We start from the raw sequence: 16534 nt of genomic DNA, 5'->3' as shown, positions 1-16534 counted from the left end.
TAATGCAGCGTTTCGCCGCCCGATGTGAAGCGCTTCGCATCGAGCTTGCTGCGCTGGGCCGCCCTAAGCGGAGCGAGTTCCTGAAGCTTCCTCTTGAGGCGCTCCGGCGATGGCGCGAATACGAAGCCGAACGATACGCAGCCGTCCCTGCCGTCGACCGCATGGTGCAGGCGGTGCGCCTGATAGAGGCGGCGAAGATAACCGCTCTTCGGATGGATGTTCACGCCGAGGCGGTGATGCACCAGCACGTCATGCGCGAGGAAATAGACGAAGCCGTAAGCCGTGACGCCCGCGCCGACGACCCAGGCCCATGTCGGCCCGCCAAACTGCACGCCCCATGCGATGAGCGCGATGGCGATACCCGCGAAGAAGATGCCGAAAGCGTCATTCAGCTCCCACGCGCCGGTGCGCGGCTCGTGGTGGCTCTTGTGCAGCACCCATAGGAAACCGTGCATGACGTATTTGTGGAGGAACCATGCGGTGCCCTCCATGAAGAAGAAAACGGCGAAGAACAATGCGATGTAAAATAGCCAGTCGCTCATCGATCCTCGCCGTTGTTCGATCCCTATGCGCTGACGACGAGCTTCCCCTGAAACTCCGGCATCAGCTCCGAAAATGCTTCCGCAAGACGCGAGGCGAACGCCGTGAACAGACGCCCGTCGCTCCCTGCTGCCTGAGCAGCGGCAACCGCCGCACCCACGCCGCCTTCGATCTTCGCGCGGCCGATCTCCGCCGCCTCCGTCACGCCGAGGAGGCTCGGGAAAGTGGTGCGCCCGGAATCCTTGGACGTATCCTTGCCCGCGCGGTCGCTTGTCGCATGCGCGTCAAGCACATCGTCTAAGATTTGAAATCCTACGCCGAGATCAAGACCGAATTTGCGCATTGCGGGGCGCGCGGCTTGATTATTCGCAACTATCGCGCCGCATTCGGCCGCGGCGGCGAAAAGCGCGCCGGTTTTCTGCGCATACATGGTTTCGAGCTGCGCCTCGTTCATGGTGGCGCGGTAGTCTGCGAGGTCGTCATGCTGGCCGCGCACGAGCCCTTCAAGGCCGACGGACCATTCGAGCACGCCGACGGCTTCGGCGCGCTGGTCGGCCGAAAGCTTTGCCGCCGCCGCCGCGACCCCATAGGCGCGGTTCATCAGGCCGATGGAGGCGAGGATCGCGGTCGCCTCACCGAAAACGCGGTGATTGGACGGGATGCCGCGCCGCGTGGCGGCGTTGTCCATGCAGGGCAGATCGTCGAGGATCAGCGAGGAGGTGTGGATCATCTCGACCGCGCAGGCGAGGTCGAGAGCGTCGCTTTCACGCCCGCCGAGTTCGCGGGCGGCAACGAGGGTCAGCACGGCGCGGACACGTTTGGCGGGGGCGAGGAGGCTGTGCCGCAGCGAACCCTGCAACGGATCGAGTGGCCCGTCCAACTCTACCAGTTCCGCAAGCCGCGACTCGATTTTCGCCCGCAGCATCATGTAAACGTCTAGCTGGCCGCCCATGTAAGATTCCCGCACTGGTAACTTGACGATGGCTTGAAGTGGCCTCTATCTCTCCGAAGTCGGTTGAAAGACCGCGTAAAAACAGCTTGGCCATCAAAACGGTATGGCCCATGCGCCATAGCTTGTAAACTGAACTTTACACACTGCGGCATTCGGGGCCAAGGTGTTCGGAGAGGTTGACACCCATGCCGAAAGCGTACTGGATCGCCCGCGTCGATGTGAAAGACGCCGAGGCATACAAAGCTTATGTTGCCGGCGCGGCAGACGCGTTCAAAGCACACGGTGCGCGCTTTCTCGCCAGGGGAGGACGCTTTACCGCAGCGGAAGGCACTGCCCGCGCTCGTAATGTCGTCATCGAATTTCCCACCTTTGAAGCGGCGGTGGACTGCTACAACTCGGCGGAATATCAAGCCGCCCGCGCGCATCGCGTCGGTTTTTCCGAGGGTGAGATCGTCATCGTCGAAGGCGCCGAACCGTAAGACCAGATAAGGAAGAGCCATGGATCAGATCGTCGCGAACACTGAAGCGCCTTCGCGCTCGCGCGCCGAAGGTGCCGAAACCGCACTCGTCGTCGGCGCAGGATTCGGCGGTATCGCGGCGGCGCTCCGGCTCGCGGCCAAGGGCTACCGCGTGACGTTGATCGACCGCGGCCGCATGCTTGGCGGGCGCGGCCAGGTTTTCGAGAAGGACGGCTTCAGGCACGACGCCGGGCCGACGGTGATTACCGCGCCGTTCCTCATCGAGGAACTGTTCGACCTGTTCGGCAAGAAGAGCGAAGACTACATCACGCTCAAGCCGCTCACGCCCTGGTATCGCTTCTTCTTCGACGAGGACGGCTCGACCTTCGATTACGGCGGTACGCTCGAAGAAACGCTCGCCGCGATGAATCGCCTCGACCCGCGCGACGGCGACGGTTATCTGCGCATGCTGGAGCACTCGAAGCAGTTGTTCGACGCCGGCTTCACGAACCTCGCCGATCAGCCGTTCCACAACCCCTTCACGATGGTCGGCCAGATCCCGCGCCTCGTTCAACTCGGCAGCTATCGGACCGTGTGGGACTTCGTGACGAAATATTTCCACAGCCCGAAGCTTCGGCAGGCGCTGTCGATCCAGCCGTTGCTCGTCGGCGGCAGCCCCTTCCAGACGACGAGCATTTACGGCCTGATCCACTACCTCGAACGCAAATGGGGCGTGTTCTACGCGGAGGGCGGCACGGGCGCGATTGTCGCCGCGCTCGGCAAGCTGATGGAAGAGGAGGGCGTCGACATTCGCCTCGGCGAAACGGTGTCGTCCGTCGTCATCGAAAAGGGCACGGCGAAGGGCGTTCGCCTCAAGAACGGCGAGACTGTTTCCGCCGATATCGTGGTGTCTGACGTCGACCCGATGCATCTCTTCGGCGACATGATCCCCGACAGCGAAATCGGCCTCTCCGCGCGCCTGAAGCGCAGGACGGCCCGGCTTTCGATGGGGCTGTTCGTCCTCTATTTCGGCACGGGGCATCAATATCCCGACGTCGCGCGCCATACGATCTGGCTCGGCAAGCGCTACAAGGGTCTGCTCGACGACATCTTCAACAAGAAGGTGCTCGCGGACGACTTTTCGCTCTATGTCCACCGCCCGACGGCGACCGACCCGACCTTTGCGCCCGAGGGCTGCGATTCGTTCTACGCGCTTTGTCCCGTGCCCAACCTCAAGGGCGACATCGACTGGGATGTGGAAGGGCCGAAGCTGCGCGACCGCATCGTTGCGGGCCTCGAACGCACGATCCTGCCGGGCTTGTCGGAGACGATCCGCGCCGAGATGTACATGACGCCGCGCGACTTCAAGCACGGCTATCTGAGCCACGAGGGCGCGGGCTTCTCGATCGCGCCGCACTTCACGCAGTCGGCCTATTTCCGATTCCATAACAAGGCGGAAGGCATCAAGAACCTGTTCCTGACGGGCGCGGGCACGCATCCGGGCGCAGGGATCCCCGGCGTGATCTGCTCCGCGAAGGTGATCGACAAGCTCGTTCCGCACGCGCGGTCATAATCGTGCGAGAGGATTGCCGCTTCTCCTGAGCGGCGGCAATTGCGACCGAGAAACCAAGCCAAGTCGCTACTGCGACCCAGCTAAAAACGGCGGCTCCCTTGCGGGATGTCGCCGTTTGTTATCTGCATCCTGGGGCGGAAACGCGCCCCCCCTTTTCGCTAGATAGAGCCTGCCGTCGCAGCGTATGGCGCGGCGTCCGACACGCGATGCGCCTTGCGCTTGCGGTGTTGGTGCTTGCGATGATGATGCTTGTGCGAGCGATGGATATGGCGATGTTTGCGGTGCAGGCGCTTCGCATAGCGCTTGCCGTGACGCTTGGCAGACTTTTTCGCCTTCTTCACCGTGGCTTTCTTCGCGATGCCGGTCTTCGCGGCTGCTGTATTCGCGGGCGCGGGCTTCGCATCCTTGGCTTCAGCGACGGGCTTCGCGTCCGGCTTCGCGGCGGTGCCCGGCTTCTTGTCCTCGGCCTTTGTCGCCGCCTTCACTTCGGGCTGCTTCGCCGCAGGCTTCGTCTCGACCTGTTTCTTGTCTTCGGGCTTTGCAACAGCCGGCTTCGCGTCTGCAGCTTTCGCCGAGGCGGGAGCGGGTTTTTCGGCCTCGACCTTCGCAGGTTTTGCGGTGCCCTCGGGCTTTGTATCCGCCGTCTTCGCGGGAGCGGGCTTATTGGCCTCGGCATTTGCAGCGGGCTTCTCGGGCTGAGCGTGCGAAGCGCTGCCGTTCTGCGCCGCGCTCACTTCTTCCTGCTTCGGCTTGGACGGATCGGCCGAATAGCTCACGCTCGCGAGCATGGCTAAGGCAGCAATACCAACGGGTACAAAAAGCAACTTTCTCATAGGACCACCGGAGTTGAGGTGAAGAAACAGCGTCCGTCGCCCGAATGCGACGGACGCCAGCCCAGCCACCGGGTGCGCTTCTCTTTCCCCCCGGACAAGAGCGCGCTCCCAGCTTGGCCTTGAGCTAAAAAGAAAATTTGCGAAGCCTACAAGCCTCGACTATCAACGCGGATGGCTTTTGCACATGCGAAATGGGACAGGACGGAGTGGCATGACCCCGCGATTGAGAAAACTGATCGGCGTCTTTGTTTTCGTGTTCGGATCGGTGCTGTATTTCCTGTTCACCATCTCCATCGCGCTCGCGCGCCTGCCGGGCACGGAGCTTTGGCGACACCTGTTGTTCTATCTCGTGATCACGGTGATCTGGATGTTGTGGGCGGGCGTCCTTATCAGGTGGATGCTGAAGCCTCGCCCGGGCGAGGTCTGAGAAGCAAAAGGGCCACGAGGCCGTCCCGGACAGCAGACAAGCCCCGGCTTTTTGGCGGGGTTTTTATTATGGAAGTGTGGGGAATCGGTTTCTACGGCGTGACACGCTGAATCAAAAGCTCCCGCGCGAGGCGGGAGCTTTGTCAGCAGTGTGAGGGCGGGACGGAGTCCGGCCGTTTGGTGCGCGCGCCTTACTGCGCGGCGAGGGCCTGTTCGAGGTCGGCGATGATGTCCGCCGGATCCTCGATGCCGACCGAGAGGCGCACGGTGTCGTCGCCCGCGCCGGCCAGTTCGCGCTGTTCGGGCGTGAGCTGCGAGTGCGTGGTGGAAGCCGGGTGAATGATGAGGCTGCGCACGTCGCCGATATTGGCGAGAAGCGAGAACAGCTTCACATTCGAGATGAGGTTGACGCCCGCTTCATAGCCGCCCTTCAGGCCGAAGGTGAACACGGCGCCCGCACCCTTCGGCGTGAGCCGCTGAGCAAGCTCATGATAGCGGTTGCCCGGCAGGCCCGCATAGTTGACCCAGGCGACCTTCGGGTGCTTCTCCAGCCACTCGGCGACCTTGAGCGCATTTTGCACGTGGCGCTCGATGCGAAGCGAAAGCGTCTCAAGGCCGTTCAGGATCAGGAACGCGTTAAGCGGCGCGATGGCGGGGCCAAGGTCTCGCAGGCTCAGCACGCGCGCGGCGATGGCGAAGGCGAAGTTGCCGAATGTCTCGCCGATGTTGAGGCCGTGATAGGACGGATTCGGCTCCGAGATCGACGGATAGCGTCCGCTCTTCAGCCAGTCGAACGTGCCGGCGTCGATGATGGCGCCGCCGATCGAGTTGCCCTGACCACCGAGGAATTTCGTGAGAGAATGCACGATGATGTCCGCGCCATGTTCCTTCGGCCGGAAGAGGTAGGGCGTCGCGAGCGTATTGTCCACGATGAGGGGAACACCGGCCTTCTTCGCAACCGCCGCGATTGCGGGCACATCGATGATGATGCCGCCGGGGTTCGCGATGGACTCTATGAAGATGGCCTTCGTCTTCGGTGTTACGGCAGCCTCGAAGCTCGCCGGGTTGTCGCCGTCGGCCCAGACCACGTTCCAGCCGAACTTCTTGAAGGCGTTGTTGAACTGGTTGATTGAGCCGCCGTAAAGCTGGCGAGAGGCGATGAATTCGTCGCCCGGCTCAAGAAGTACGTGGAAAATGAGAAACTGAGCGGCGTGGCCTGACGCGACCGCGAGCGCAGCCGTGCCGCCTTCGAGGGCCGCGAGGCGCGCTTCGAGCACGGATTGCGTCGGGTTGTTGATGCGCGTGTAGATGTTGCCGAACGCCTGGAGGCCGAAGAGCGCAGCCGCATGTTCGGCGTTGTCGAACACATAGGATGCCGTCTGATAGATCGGCGTGATGCGCGCGCCGGTCGCGGGATCCGGCTGCGCGCCAGCGTGAACTGAAAGGGTAGCAAAGCCGGGTGTCTGGTCGGTCATGGTTTCTCCTCCGTTTGGGAGATTCAACCGCCGATCCCGAATAAAAGCAATCATTTTTCTTGGCATTTAATAAACGCGCCAAGAAAAGCAAAATAATTGCGATAAGATGTGCCTATAGCGCAAAGCACAAGGCGCGGGAAAGCGCATGCGCGCGAGCCGTTTGCGAAGGTCGACCGTTCAGGCGATTCCAGCTTCAGCTTGACTGCAAAAGAGCGCGACAAGGCGCCGCATTTCATGGCTTCCCGGCAAGCAGGTCAGCCACGGCGGCGGGCGTTCCAGTCCTCGCGCGTAAGTTCCCAGATCTCGGTTCGCCTTGGGCCGCAGACGAAGCGGCGCTCCTCGACATCGATGATGCGCGCTCCCTGTTTCTCGGTCACGCGGCGCGACGTGACATTCTCCACGGCTTTCGCGACGACGAGCCTGTCTTGCCCAAGGACATCGAACCAGTAGTCCGTCACCGGGACGCAAGCCTCCGTCATGAGGCCCTTGCCCTGCCATGGCAAACCGAGCCAGAAGCCGCGATTGTCTTTCTTTTCGGTTCGCAGGTCCACGGCGCCGATATGGTGATCCGGGCCGCCCTTCAGCCAAAGGGTCCAGCTCCAGAACGTGCCTTCGGCGATGTTCGGCAGTGCGACTTCGCGGTAAAACGTCTCCGCGCCGCCCTCGGGATAGGGCCATGGCACGCGGTCGCTCAGATAGCGGACGATCTCCCAGTGAGGAAACAGCGTCTGCGTGGTGGGCGCGTCCTCCAGCCGAAGCGGCTTCAACAAGAGGCGAGATGTTTCAAAGATCGGGATCATCGCGAAAACTTTGACAAGCAGTCTCGTCGATACGATCCATCACCTGTAATGCGCAATACAGCGAAAGACTATAGCGCGCGCCGATGCAATAGGGTTTTGAACAGGCTTGATCGTTTGCCCGTCCCTTGACTTGCCGCTGCGATCCCGTACGGGTCGGCGCGAAGACGTTACAGGCAGGCCCGGTTCAACGCGCGTGGCGGAATGCGGGTCCAGTCGGCGCCGAGCGACAGCATGCGCGGAAGCATGTACGCGGCGTTCATTGCCAGCTTCTGTCCCATCGGGCTGACGAGCAGGCGCGACAAGGCCGTCGCACGGCGCAACTGGGCGGACAGATCGCGCGCGAGCGCGTCCTGAAACGCTTCAGCCCCCCCGCCCGAAAGGTAGATGCCTGCGGCGCAATGCGCGGAATGAAGCGCGATCGACATGCCGTCGCCCGAGAAGGACGGAATGACGGCGGCCTGATCGCCGATGCGCCAGAGCCAGCCGTTCGAGCGCGCGAGGAAGCCGTAAGGCAGCCCCGCTATGGCGAGCGGCCTTTCGGAGAGGCACTCCGCGCCTGCGAGCCTGCGTCCGGCGTGCGGCGCCTCATGTCGGAGCGCGTGGAACAAGGCGTCCCATGAGCCATAGCGATCGGCGTAAGTGTCCTTGCGAACGATGAGACAGAGATTGGCCCGGCCACCCTCGACCGGCTGAAGGCCGGCATAACCGCCGCGAAACAGGACAAGCTCGATATGGCCGGAGAGCGCATCCGCCTCTTCGGGCCGAAGCCGCCAATAGGTTTTGAACGCGAGGCACTCCGGGTGCGCGCCGCGCTCGCGCTTGAAATCCTTGATATCGTGCTTGCCGCTGGCGAGGAACGACGCGTTCGCGAACACCTCGCTTCCGCGTTCGGGCTGAAGCGCGAAGCCGTTCATCGTGCCGGTCACGCTCTTGACACGCACCCCGCGCCGGATTTCCGCGCCCGCGTCCGCCGCGAGCCGCAGCAACGCCTCGTCGAGCACGCGCCGGGAAAGGCTTCGCGCTTCGAATGGGAGCGGCGCGGAGACCGGCTCGCCCGTCCCCGCGAGACGGATGCGGCTCAGCGTCAGCGCGCCCAGCTCGTCCACCGGAAGACCCAGCGCCTCAAGATAGCCGACGCCCTCATGGCTCAGGAATTCGCCGCAAACCTTATCGTGCGCGCCGGATTCCTTTTCGAACAGCACGACGCTACGACCGGCCCGCGCAAGATGGGTTGCAAGGGCGGCCCCAGCCGGGCCGCCGCCGATTATCGCCGCATCGTAATTCATGATGTGGCGTCCTTGACCCGCGTGACGCAGAGCCGGAATGGCGTCCATGCCTCGATGCTTGCGGCGCCGGGCGAGAGCCCCGCCTCGGCCAGCAGACCCTGCCAGTCCCCGCGCCTGAAGGCGTTTGCGACCGATACGGGGCCATCGTGGCGCATGAAGCGATGCTGCCGCGTCGCAAAGAACGCGGCCTTGAGAAAATAATAGGGCAGCGGATGGCGCTTCAGATCGTTGACGATCCAGCCGATGCGCGCCGTTTCCTCCATCCAGCGAATGAAACCCACGAGTTCCGGTCCCGGCAGATGATGGGTGAACAACGAAGACATGACGATATCGACCTCGAAATCGGCGCGAAAGTCGAACAAATTTGCCGTGAGCCATGTGATGGGCCGGCCCGGCGGCGTGGCTTCCGCTGCGGCGCGCGCAGCTTGAGGATTCATGTCTACCCCGAGGAAACGGGCCTCGACGCCGTTTTTCTGCGCCCAGCGATCAATTTTTCGCGACATGTCGCCGTAACCGCTGGCCGCGTCGATCACAACGAGCGGTCGGCCTTTCGGAAGCCGTCCCTCGCGCTTGAGCCGCCGGAAAAAGGCGAGCGTCGGGCGATAGGCGAGCGACAGCTCGTTGGCACGCGTCAGCTGCCGCAGCACCGCGCGATGGTCCTCGAACGGCACCTCTTCGTGATCCATCAGTTCCGGCGTCGTGCCCCGCTTCGAAAAATCGGGCATTGTAATCTACACAGCCTCGAACAGCATCGTTTCGGCGGTCAGCCCCGGCCCGAACGACATGGCGCAGCCTTTGGCGCCCGATCGCGCCTCCTCAAGAATGGACTTCAGCACGAAAAGCACGGTTGCGGACGACATGTTTCCGAAGTCTTTCAGGGTTCGCCGCGAGGCATCCAGTGCGGTGATCGGTAGGCGGAACGCACCCTCCACGGCGTCGAGAATGGCGCGGCCGCCCGGATGGACGGCCCAAAGCTCGATGTCCTTCGTCTTCCAGCCGTTGAGGATCGCATCGGCGGCGCGGTTGATCGCTTCGCCGACCGAAGACGGGATCCGGGTCGACAGCACCATGTCGAAGCCGTGATCGCGGATGTGCCAAGCCATCTGGTCCGCTGCCTCCGGCATGACGGTTGCGTAAAAGCGCTCCATCGAAAGGCCCTTCGGCTCGGCGCTGACGAGCGCCGCCGCCGCGCCGTCCGCGAACAGGAGAAACGGCATCATCTCCTCAAGCTCCTGCGTCTCCTGGAAATGCAGCGTGCAGAGTTCGATGCTGACGACAAGCACTCTGGCGGACGGGTCCGAGCGCACGATGTGGCGCGCGAGTTTCAGCGCGTTGATGGCGGCATAGCAGCCCATGAAACCGACGATGGTGCGTTCGACGGAAGGATTGAGCCCGAGGCGGCTGACGAGTTGCAGGTCGATACCGGGGGCGGAAAAGCCGGTGCATGACGTCACGATCAGGTGCGTGATCACGTGCGTCGCGGCGCCAAGGTCGAGACGCTCCACCGCGCGCTCGGCGAGAATCGGCGCTTCGATCTCGTACTGGCGCATGCGCTGGCCGGTGGTGGGGAAATTGCCGGGTACGTAGAAGACTTCGCCGTTGATCGAGGCGCCGACGCGATCCTCGGACGGGACGACACACGAGAAACGTCTTTCGATCTGTCCCATCTGCACGAGGCGGTCGAAAATCGAGCGCTTGCGCTGATCTTTCAGTATCTGCCTCTGAAATTCGATGAATGCTTCGTGAACCTGCTGGGGCGGGACTGCGGTCGCGATCTTGTTTATGTAGGCCACGGACAAGGTAAACCTTTCAGGAATCGGCGTTGACCATAAAAAGACAAAATTTTACCCGCTGAAATTGTCCTCCTGTTATAGGTCCACTTACGGGATAGCAGAAACAACGAAGCCCTGCCGCGCCGCGACAGGATGCGCGATCCCAATCACCCCGAAGAGACGGGCCGGTCACCAGAGCGGAAAGCTCGGTATCGCCGCATGTTCCGCGAGGTAGAAAAGATGATACATCGGAGACCGCACAAAATATCCTCTCTCGTCGCGTTTTGCGGCGGATTGCTCTGCGTCCTTTTGGCCGTGCTGCCCGGGCACGCCGCCGAACCGACACAGGACGGCTTTCGCGCATGGGTGGCGTCGTTCCGGCAGACGGCGCTCGACGCGGGCGTAAAGCCCGAAATCTACGACCGCGTGACGCGTCCGCTTACGGCGGATTTCAGCCTGCCCGATCTCGATATCGGCAACCGAAAGTCTAAGGGCGAGCAGCCGGAATTCGTGCGCACGCCCGAGCAGTACGTTTCCGAGAAACAGATGGCCAGTCTTCTCGTCAAAGGCCGCGACCTTGCCGCGCGCCATGAGAAGGTGCTGGCGGACCTGAAGAATCGCTACGACGTCGACCCGTACATCATGCTTGGCCTTTGGGGTCGCGAGACCGCATTCGGCACGCAGCATGACGGCTATAGCGGGCTTCGTGTGCTGGCGACGCAAGCCTATATCGGCAGGCGCGCGGAGCTGTTTCAGAAACAGTTCGTCGACGCGCTGAAGATGGTGCAGATCGGGGCGATCACGCCCGAGAATTTCAAGACGTCCTGGGCAGGCGCATTCGGGCTCGTGCAGTTCATGCCGACGGATTATCTGAAATACGCGGTGGAGTCGGACGGACGGAAGCTCGACATCTGGAACAAGGTGCCGGACGCGCTGACGGCGCTTGCGCGCAACCTTCACGCCATTGGCTGGAATGCCAGGGAACCATGGGGCTTCGAGGTGCGTGCACCGGAAGGCGTCGATTGCAGCCTCGGTTATCTTGACGTGACGAAATCTGTTGCCGAATGGGAGCGTTTGGGCGTGCGCCCGCTGAAGGGCGAGCGGTTCCCGGACGCGGTGCGCGGGTTCGAGGTTTCGCTGCTCCAGCCAGCCGGTATCTATGGCCCGGCGTTTCTCACCACTCAGAATTTTCAGGCGATCCGCGAATACAACAAGAGCGACCTTTACGCGCTCTATGTCGCCCATCTTGCAGACCGCATCCGCGGGCAGGGGCCGTTCGCCAAGGGGTGGGAGCCGATCCGACAGGTTCACACGGCCGACGTGGAATTCCTGCAGAAGCGGCTGACCGGGCTCGGGCTCTATGCCGATACGGTGGACGGCAAGGCTGGCGGACGCACGCGCGCGGCGGTGGGCGCCTATCAGAAGCGGGCGGGGCTTCCGCTCACCTGCTGGCCGACCGAAGCCATCGTTGCGCATGTAAAGGCTAACGCGGGCAAGGCCACGCTGAACGAGCGCCAATAAACAGCGGCAGCGGCGGCAGAGACCGCCGCTTGCCCGCTCAGTTCATATACCAGCCGTGGCTGACGACGAGCGACTGGCCCGTGAGCGCATTCGTCGGAAAGGCCGCGAAGAACAGCGCTACCTCGGCCACGTCTTCCATGGTGGTGAATTCCTTGTCGACCGTCTGACCGAGCATGATTCGCTCGACGACCTCCTTTTCGGAAATGTTGAGGCGCGCGGCCTGCTCGGGGATCTGCTTTTCCACGAGCGGCGTCTTCACGAAGCCCGGACAGATGACGTTGGTGCGCACGCCATGGCTGGCGCCTTCCATCGCAATCACGCGGGCAAGCCCCTGAAGGCCGTGCTTCGCCGTCACATAGGCCGATTTCAGAGCGGACGGCGCTTTGGAGTGCACCGAGCCCATGAAGATGATCGTGCCGGAATTCTGCCTGTACATATGCGGCAGGCATGCCTTCGAGGTGAGGAACGCGCCGTCGAGGTGGATTGCGAGCATCTTCTTCCAGTCGGCGTAAGGGAAATCTTCCACGGGATGGACGATCTGCACGCCCGCGTTCGACACGAGGATGTCCACCGTGCCGAAGGTCTCCACCGCCTTCGCGACACCCGCATTGACGGCGTCTTCGCTCGTCACGTCTATTTCGAGCGCGATTGCCTTGCCCGGCCCGCCGAGCGAACGAGCGGCCTGTTCCGCCGCGTCGAGCCTCACATCCGCGATGGCAACGCGCGCGCCCGCTTGCACATAACGTTTCGCGATTGCCAGGCCGATGCCGCCCGCCGCGCCGGTGACGATGGCGATTTTTCCGTCGAGTTCCATATTGTCTCCCCGCTTTGGCCTGAGTTGGGATTGGTGCCGTGCAAACGCAGAACTCATGAGAGCGCTGGCCGCTCCGGCGCGCTCAATAAAGAGGCAACGGGAAGTAGCGCAGCATCAGTTCTTCATACCGCCCGGATGCCTTGACGCGGGCGAGCGCATAATCCAGCACCTCGCGCAGGCGCGTGTTGCCCTTCTTCACGGCTATGCCGACACCGTCGCCGAAATAGCGCGCCTCCGTATAGCCGCCGCCCTTGAATTCGCAGCAGCGGTTCGCGTCCGTGCCCTGAATCCAGAACATCGCCGAGATGCCGTCGCCGAAAAGGAGGTCTACGTCGCCCGCCTTGAGCGCGCCTCGCGCATCGGCGGCGGTGTCGAAGGGCACGATCTTCGCGCCGTCGAAGAAGTCCCGCAGAAACGCCTCATGGGCCGAGCCCCTGACGACGGCGACCTTCTCGCCCTTCAGAGCCTCCACCGAAACCTCGCGGAACAAGGCGCCGGTCCGGCCGACGAAGCGCGCGGGCGTCATGTAATAGCGGTTGGTGAAGTCCACATCGGCGATGGTCTTGCCGTTGATGGCCATAGAGGCAATCACCGCATCCGCTTCGTTCGCCTTGAGCGAGGGCACGAGGGTGGACCATTCGGCGGCGGAGATATCGCAGTCGATGGAAAGTTCGCGGCAGATCGCGCGGGCAAGGTCGATGTTGAACCCGGTGAGGCGGCCTTCCTCGTCGTAATAGTTGAAGGGCGGATAGTCCGCTTCGGTCAACACCCGAAGCTGCGGCAGCCAGGACCAGTCGGGCTTCGGGCCGACCTGGATATCGCGCAGCTTCTGCGCGTTGTCGGCCTTCTCGTTCGTTTCGGGTGTGCCCTCCGCCGCGAGCACGGTCACTGCGAAAAGAACGCAGAAAAACACCGCGATAAGGCGGAGCGCCCTGCGCGGCGGCAACAGTCTGGAGGTAAACATAGACCGCAACCTTCGGTTTATGGACAGGTCGATGGCGTAACGGTTCTTCTTCATTTCATGGTATGTGTATTGCGTAATGTGAAAAAATGGACATCGCTCAAGCCTTCGTCCCGTACGAATGGAAGCATACTCTTTCCGAAATTGCCCACGCAAGCGGGAGCAGCGGCAGCTGCACCGATCGCGATGCGGATGCGACCGACATCGATCGCAGTTTTCTCATCGCACTCGGCGCCTCGCCGGATCTGATCCGCAGGATTGAGAACGATGCGGCTCGCGCCCGCGTCGGCCTTGTGCAGGCGGCGGTGGCGCAAGGTGCGATCCGCGCTCCCGATCTCGCGGCGCGACTATCCAGGTCGCTCGAACTTCGTAAACCGGGCGCTGGCGAAGCGACGCGCTTTTCCGAAGCGGTCGGCGACGCATGGCGCCTGTTCGATACGCCTGTGCGGCTTTCGGCCTGGGGCCGCGACTTCATTGCCGTCGATGGCGAGACATTTTCGCCGGCCGCACTCGCGGCACTCGCCCGGCGCCTCGGGCCGAAGCGCGAGAGCATCATGCTTATGACACGTCAGGAAATCATAAACGCGATGACGCACTCGCATGGCCGCGTACTCGTCGAAAGCGCGGTGCGGGGGCTCATCGAGACGCGGCCGGACTGGAGCGCGAAAGCGGGCCTCGCCGCTTGGCAGCTCTATTTCGCTACGGTGGCGGCGGGGCTTGCGCTCGGCGCGGTCGCGTTTGCGCCCGTCGAAACGGTGACGCTCGCCTCGGCGATGCTGTCGATCTTCTTCCTGCTCACCATCGCGCTCCGGGCCGCCGCCGTGATCAACATCGCCTTGCCGCGCCCGAAGGTCACGGAAGCGCGTCTCCTGAGCGATGCCGAACTGCCCCGCTACACGGTGCTCGTGCCGCTCTACAAGGAAACGGCGGTCCTGCCGCATCTGGCGCAGGCCCTCGCAAGCCTCGACTACCCCGCCGCCAAGCTCGACATCAAGATCGTGCTCGAAGCGTCCGACCGCGAGACCATCGAAGCAGCCGAAAGGCTCGCCCTTCCCGGCAATATCGATCTCGTCGTCGTGCCGGACCGTGAACCGCGCACGAAACCGAAGGCCCTGAACTATGCGCTTCATTTCGCGCGAGGCGAATTCGTCGTGATCTACGACGCGGAGGACCGCCCCGAGCCGGACCAGCTTCGCAAGGCCGCGACAGCTTTCGCGAGGGCTCCCGCCGGTCTCGTCTGTCTTCAGGCCCGCCTCGACTATTACAACGCGCGGGAAAACTGGCTGTCGCGCCAGTTCACCATCGAGTATGCGACCCTCTTCCGGGGGATTCTGCCGCTGCTCGCGCGCTTCCGCCTGCCGCTGCCGCTCGGCGGCACGTCGAACCATTTCCGCGCGGCTGCGCTTCGCGAGATCGGCGCGTGGGATCCATACAACGTGACCGAGGACGCCGACCTCGGGATGCGGCTCGCGCGGGCCGGCTATCGCACCGGCACGCTCGAATCCACGACGTGGGAAGAAGCCTGCTGCCGCCCGATGCCGTGGATAAAGCAGCGCACGCGCTGGCTCAAGGGCTGGATGCAGACCTTCGGCGTGCACATGCGCAACCCGCGCCGGGCGATGTCCGAACTCGGTGTGGCCGGCTTTCTGTCGTTTCATGCCTATTTCGCAGGGATCATCGTTTCCGCGCTCGCGCATCCGGTGTTCTACATCCTGATGCTTTGCGAGGCGTTTCAGGGCGGGCTCTTTGCCGGAGGAGGCGCGGCGGAGAAATTCCTTCTCTGGATCGCCGTGGTGAATTTCGTCGGCGGCTATGCGGCGAACATCGCGCTCTCGGCGTCAGCCATCCGCGGCACGCGCCACAGGCATCTCATGCCGCATGTCTTGTTCATACCCCTCTACTGGCTGTTCGTGTCGGCGGCGGCGTATCGCGCCCTGTGGCAGCTTTTCCACGCGCCGTTCCACTGGGAGAAAACCGAACATGGCGTGAGCCGCGTTGCCAGGCCCTTTCCTGTCTGACGGCTCACGCGTGCCCAAACGCCCCCGGGAACATATGCGGGCTTTCGCGTTCGTTACGAATCAGTTAATCTGAACAAAGGGTTGAGTATCGGAGGATGAATTCGCAAACGACGCGGGCCGCGCATTATGACGATAAAGCGAGATGACGCGCGACTGCCGCCGCAAGCGAATCCGAAATGCCTGAAGCCGATCTCGCCGATCGAGATCGTTGTGGCGCATGTCGGCTCGCGCCGAGACGGTTGCCCGAAGGCCGAGGCGCTCGATGCGCTGGCCGAATTCTCCCTCGCCGAACCCGCACTGGAAGCCGCCATCGCGTCCCGCGCCATTATCGAAGACGGCAGCATGCTGCGCGCCGCACAGTCCGCATCGGCCAGCTGGGCGGATGCCAGGCGCGCGCTTGCGCTCAAGGCGCTCGGTGCCGCCGAAGCCGCAAACGGCGTCCGCGCCCGCGCCGACCTCGGAGCGGTGGCGCTGCGCACGCTCTACGGCCTCGACATGCGCGCGGTGTCGCCGTCGCGCGGCGAGGTGCGCTGCGAGCTTCTGCGCCTGATTCTTCTCGCACTCGGGGACCGTTTCACCATCCATCTCCTCCGGCCTCAGCGGTCGTTTTCCTTCGATCCGATGAGCCGCCGCATCTATCTCGCCTTCGCCGGCCTCGACTCGGGTACAGTGCTCGAAGCCGATGCCGCCCTCCTGTCGTCGGCCTTCAAGGGCCCGGCGGGAACTCTCGCCGATCTCAGTGCAACGCTCATCCGGGCCGCGCTGAAGCCGGAAGAGAAGGGGGCGGCCGAGACGAAGGAGGCATTTCGCTTGGACGGATTCGCCGACTCGGTCAGGAAGCTCGCCCTGCACCTTGAAACCCGGCCTTATATCGGCCGTGTCGCGATCGCACAGGTTTACGATGCCGGACTTGCCGCCGGGCTCGCGCTTGGCACGCTCGACGAATTCAAGCAACATCTCGCCGAGGCCGCGCGCGAAGGGCTTCTCGACCTCGAACGGTACGACATCGCCGGCCCCCTCGACCCGAACTTGAAGGAACGCTCCCGCCTGCGTCTCGGACGCGACGAACGCCACTTCATCGTCAATCAATGGATGTAACGCGACA

16 protein-coding genes are annotated in these 16534 nt (G+C 63.1%); 6 read left to right on the top strand and 10 right to left on the bottom strand.

Annotation, left to right across the window (positions count from 1 at the left end):
- Positions 1-542: sterol desaturase family protein (locus tag QM659_RS14085; protein ID WP_127077380.1), on the bottom strand; the 542-nt coding region annotated here is incomplete at its 3' end.
- A gap of 23 nt (positions 543-565) precedes the next feature.
- Positions 566-1492: a polyprenyl synthetase family protein gene (locus QM659_RS14080; protein ID WP_303485655.1), complete on the bottom strand. Its 927-nt coding sequence runs from the start codon at positions 1490-1492 to the stop codon at positions 566-568.
- Between the two features lie 185 nt (positions 1493-1677).
- Here QM659_RS14080 and QM659_RS14075 point away from each other — a divergent pair, with 185 nt between their 5' ends.
- Positions 1678-1971 (top strand): DUF1330 domain-containing protein, encoded by a 294-nt coding sequence (locus QM659_RS14075; protein WP_415188889.1) that lies wholly within the window; start codon positions 1678-1680, stop codon positions 1969-1971.
- A 19-nt stretch (positions 1972-1990) separates the two neighbouring features.
- Positions 1991-3523 carry a phytoene desaturase family protein gene (gene crtI / locus QM659_RS14070; RefSeq protein ID WP_415188888.1) on the top strand — a complete coding sequence of 511 codons (1533 nt, stop codon included), beginning with the start codon at positions 1991-1993 and terminating at the stop codon, positions 3521-3523.
- Between the two features lie 158 nt (positions 3524-3681).
- Here the strand turns inward: crtI and QM659_RS14065 are convergent, their stop codons facing one another.
- Complete coding sequence (locus tag QM659_RS14065) at positions 3682-4311, bottom strand: hypothetical protein (protein ID WP_415188887.1); 630 nt, start codon at positions 4309-4311, stop codon at positions 3682-3684.
- A gap of 256 nt (positions 4312-4567) precedes the next feature.
- On the opposite strand from QM659_RS14065, the gene QM659_RS14060 reads away from it, so the two are divergent.
- Positions 4568-4783 (top strand): DUF2842 domain-containing protein, encoded by a 216-nt coding sequence (locus QM659_RS14060; RefSeq protein ID WP_164729970.1) that lies wholly within the window; start codon positions 4568-4570, stop codon positions 4781-4783.
- 190 nt (positions 4784-4973) lie between these two features.
- Here the strand turns inward: QM659_RS14060 and QM659_RS14055 are convergent, their stop codons facing one another.
- From QM659_RS14055 to QM659_RS14035, 5 genes are all read right to left on the bottom strand, one after another.
- Positions 4974-6257 (bottom strand): O-acetylhomoserine aminocarboxypropyltransferase, encoded by a 1284-nt coding sequence (locus tag QM659_RS14055; protein WP_415188886.1) that lies wholly within the window; start codon positions 6255-6257, stop codon positions 4974-4976.
- 254 nt (positions 6258-6511) lie between these two features.
- Positions 6512-7057 carry a GNAT family N-acetyltransferase gene (locus tag QM659_RS14050; protein WP_415188885.1) on the bottom strand — a complete coding sequence of 182 codons (546 nt, stop codon included), beginning with the start codon at positions 7055-7057 and terminating at the stop codon, positions 6512-6514.
- 167 nt (positions 7058-7224) lie between these two features.
- Positions 7225-8343, bottom strand: a complete 1119-nt coding sequence (locus QM659_RS14045; protein ID WP_415188884.1) for an NAD(P)/FAD-dependent oxidoreductase — start codon at positions 8341-8343, stop codon at positions 7225-7227.
- Positions 8340-9068 carry a methyltransferase domain-containing protein gene (locus tag QM659_RS14040; protein WP_415188883.1) on the bottom strand — a complete coding sequence of 243 codons (729 nt, stop codon included), beginning with the start codon at positions 9066-9068 and terminating at the stop codon, positions 8340-8342. The genes QM659_RS14045 and QM659_RS14040 overlap by 4 nt, the downstream gene beginning before the upstream one ends.
- Before the next feature lie 6 nt (positions 9069-9074).
- Positions 9075-10136: a type III polyketide synthase gene (locus QM659_RS14035; protein WP_415188882.1), complete on the bottom strand. Its 1062-nt coding sequence runs from the start codon at positions 10134-10136 to the stop codon at positions 9075-9077.
- A gap of 219 nt (positions 10137-10355) precedes the next feature.
- Between QM659_RS14035 and QM659_RS14030 the strand changes: the two genes are divergently transcribed.
- Positions 10356-11636, top strand: coding sequence for a lytic murein transglycosylase (locus tag QM659_RS14030; RefSeq protein WP_415188881.1), 1281 nt, complete (start codon positions 10356-10358; stop codon positions 11634-11636).
- 37 nt (positions 11637-11673) lie between these two features.
- On the opposite strand, the gene QM659_RS14025 is transcribed toward QM659_RS14030, so the two are convergent.
- Both QM659_RS14025 and QM659_RS14020 read right to left on the bottom strand, forming a co-directional pair.
- Entirely contained in the window at positions 11674-12450 is a 777-nt protein-coding gene (locus QM659_RS14025) for a 3-hydroxybutyrate dehydrogenase (RefSeq protein ID WP_415188880.1), read from the bottom strand.
- A gap of 82 nt (positions 12451-12532) precedes the next feature.
- Positions 12533-13414: a transporter substrate-binding domain-containing protein gene (locus QM659_RS14020; protein WP_127077366.1), complete on the bottom strand. Its 882-nt coding sequence runs from the start codon at positions 13412-13414 to the stop codon at positions 12533-12535.
- A gap of 86 nt (positions 13415-13500) precedes the next feature.
- Between QM659_RS14020 and QM659_RS14015 the strand changes: the two genes are divergently transcribed.
- Positions 13501-15429, top strand: a complete 1929-nt coding sequence (locus QM659_RS14015) for a glycosyltransferase (RefSeq protein ID WP_415188879.1) — start codon at positions 13501-13503, stop codon at positions 15427-15429.
- Positions 15430-15555: 126 nt separating this feature from the next.
- Positions 15556-16527, top strand: a complete 972-nt coding sequence (locus QM659_RS14010) for a hypothetical protein (RefSeq protein WP_415188878.1) — start codon at positions 15556-15558, stop codon at positions 16525-16527.
- The last annotated feature ends 7 nt before the right edge of the window (positions 16528-16534 follow it).

Source organism: Rhodomicrobium sp., assembly GCF_047605405.1.
Taxonomy (GTDB): domain Bacteria; phylum Pseudomonadota; class Alphaproteobacteria; order Rhizobiales; family Rhodomicrobiaceae; genus Rhodomicrobium; species Rhodomicrobium lacus.
This window is presented reverse-complemented; position numbering and strand designations above follow the sequence as displayed.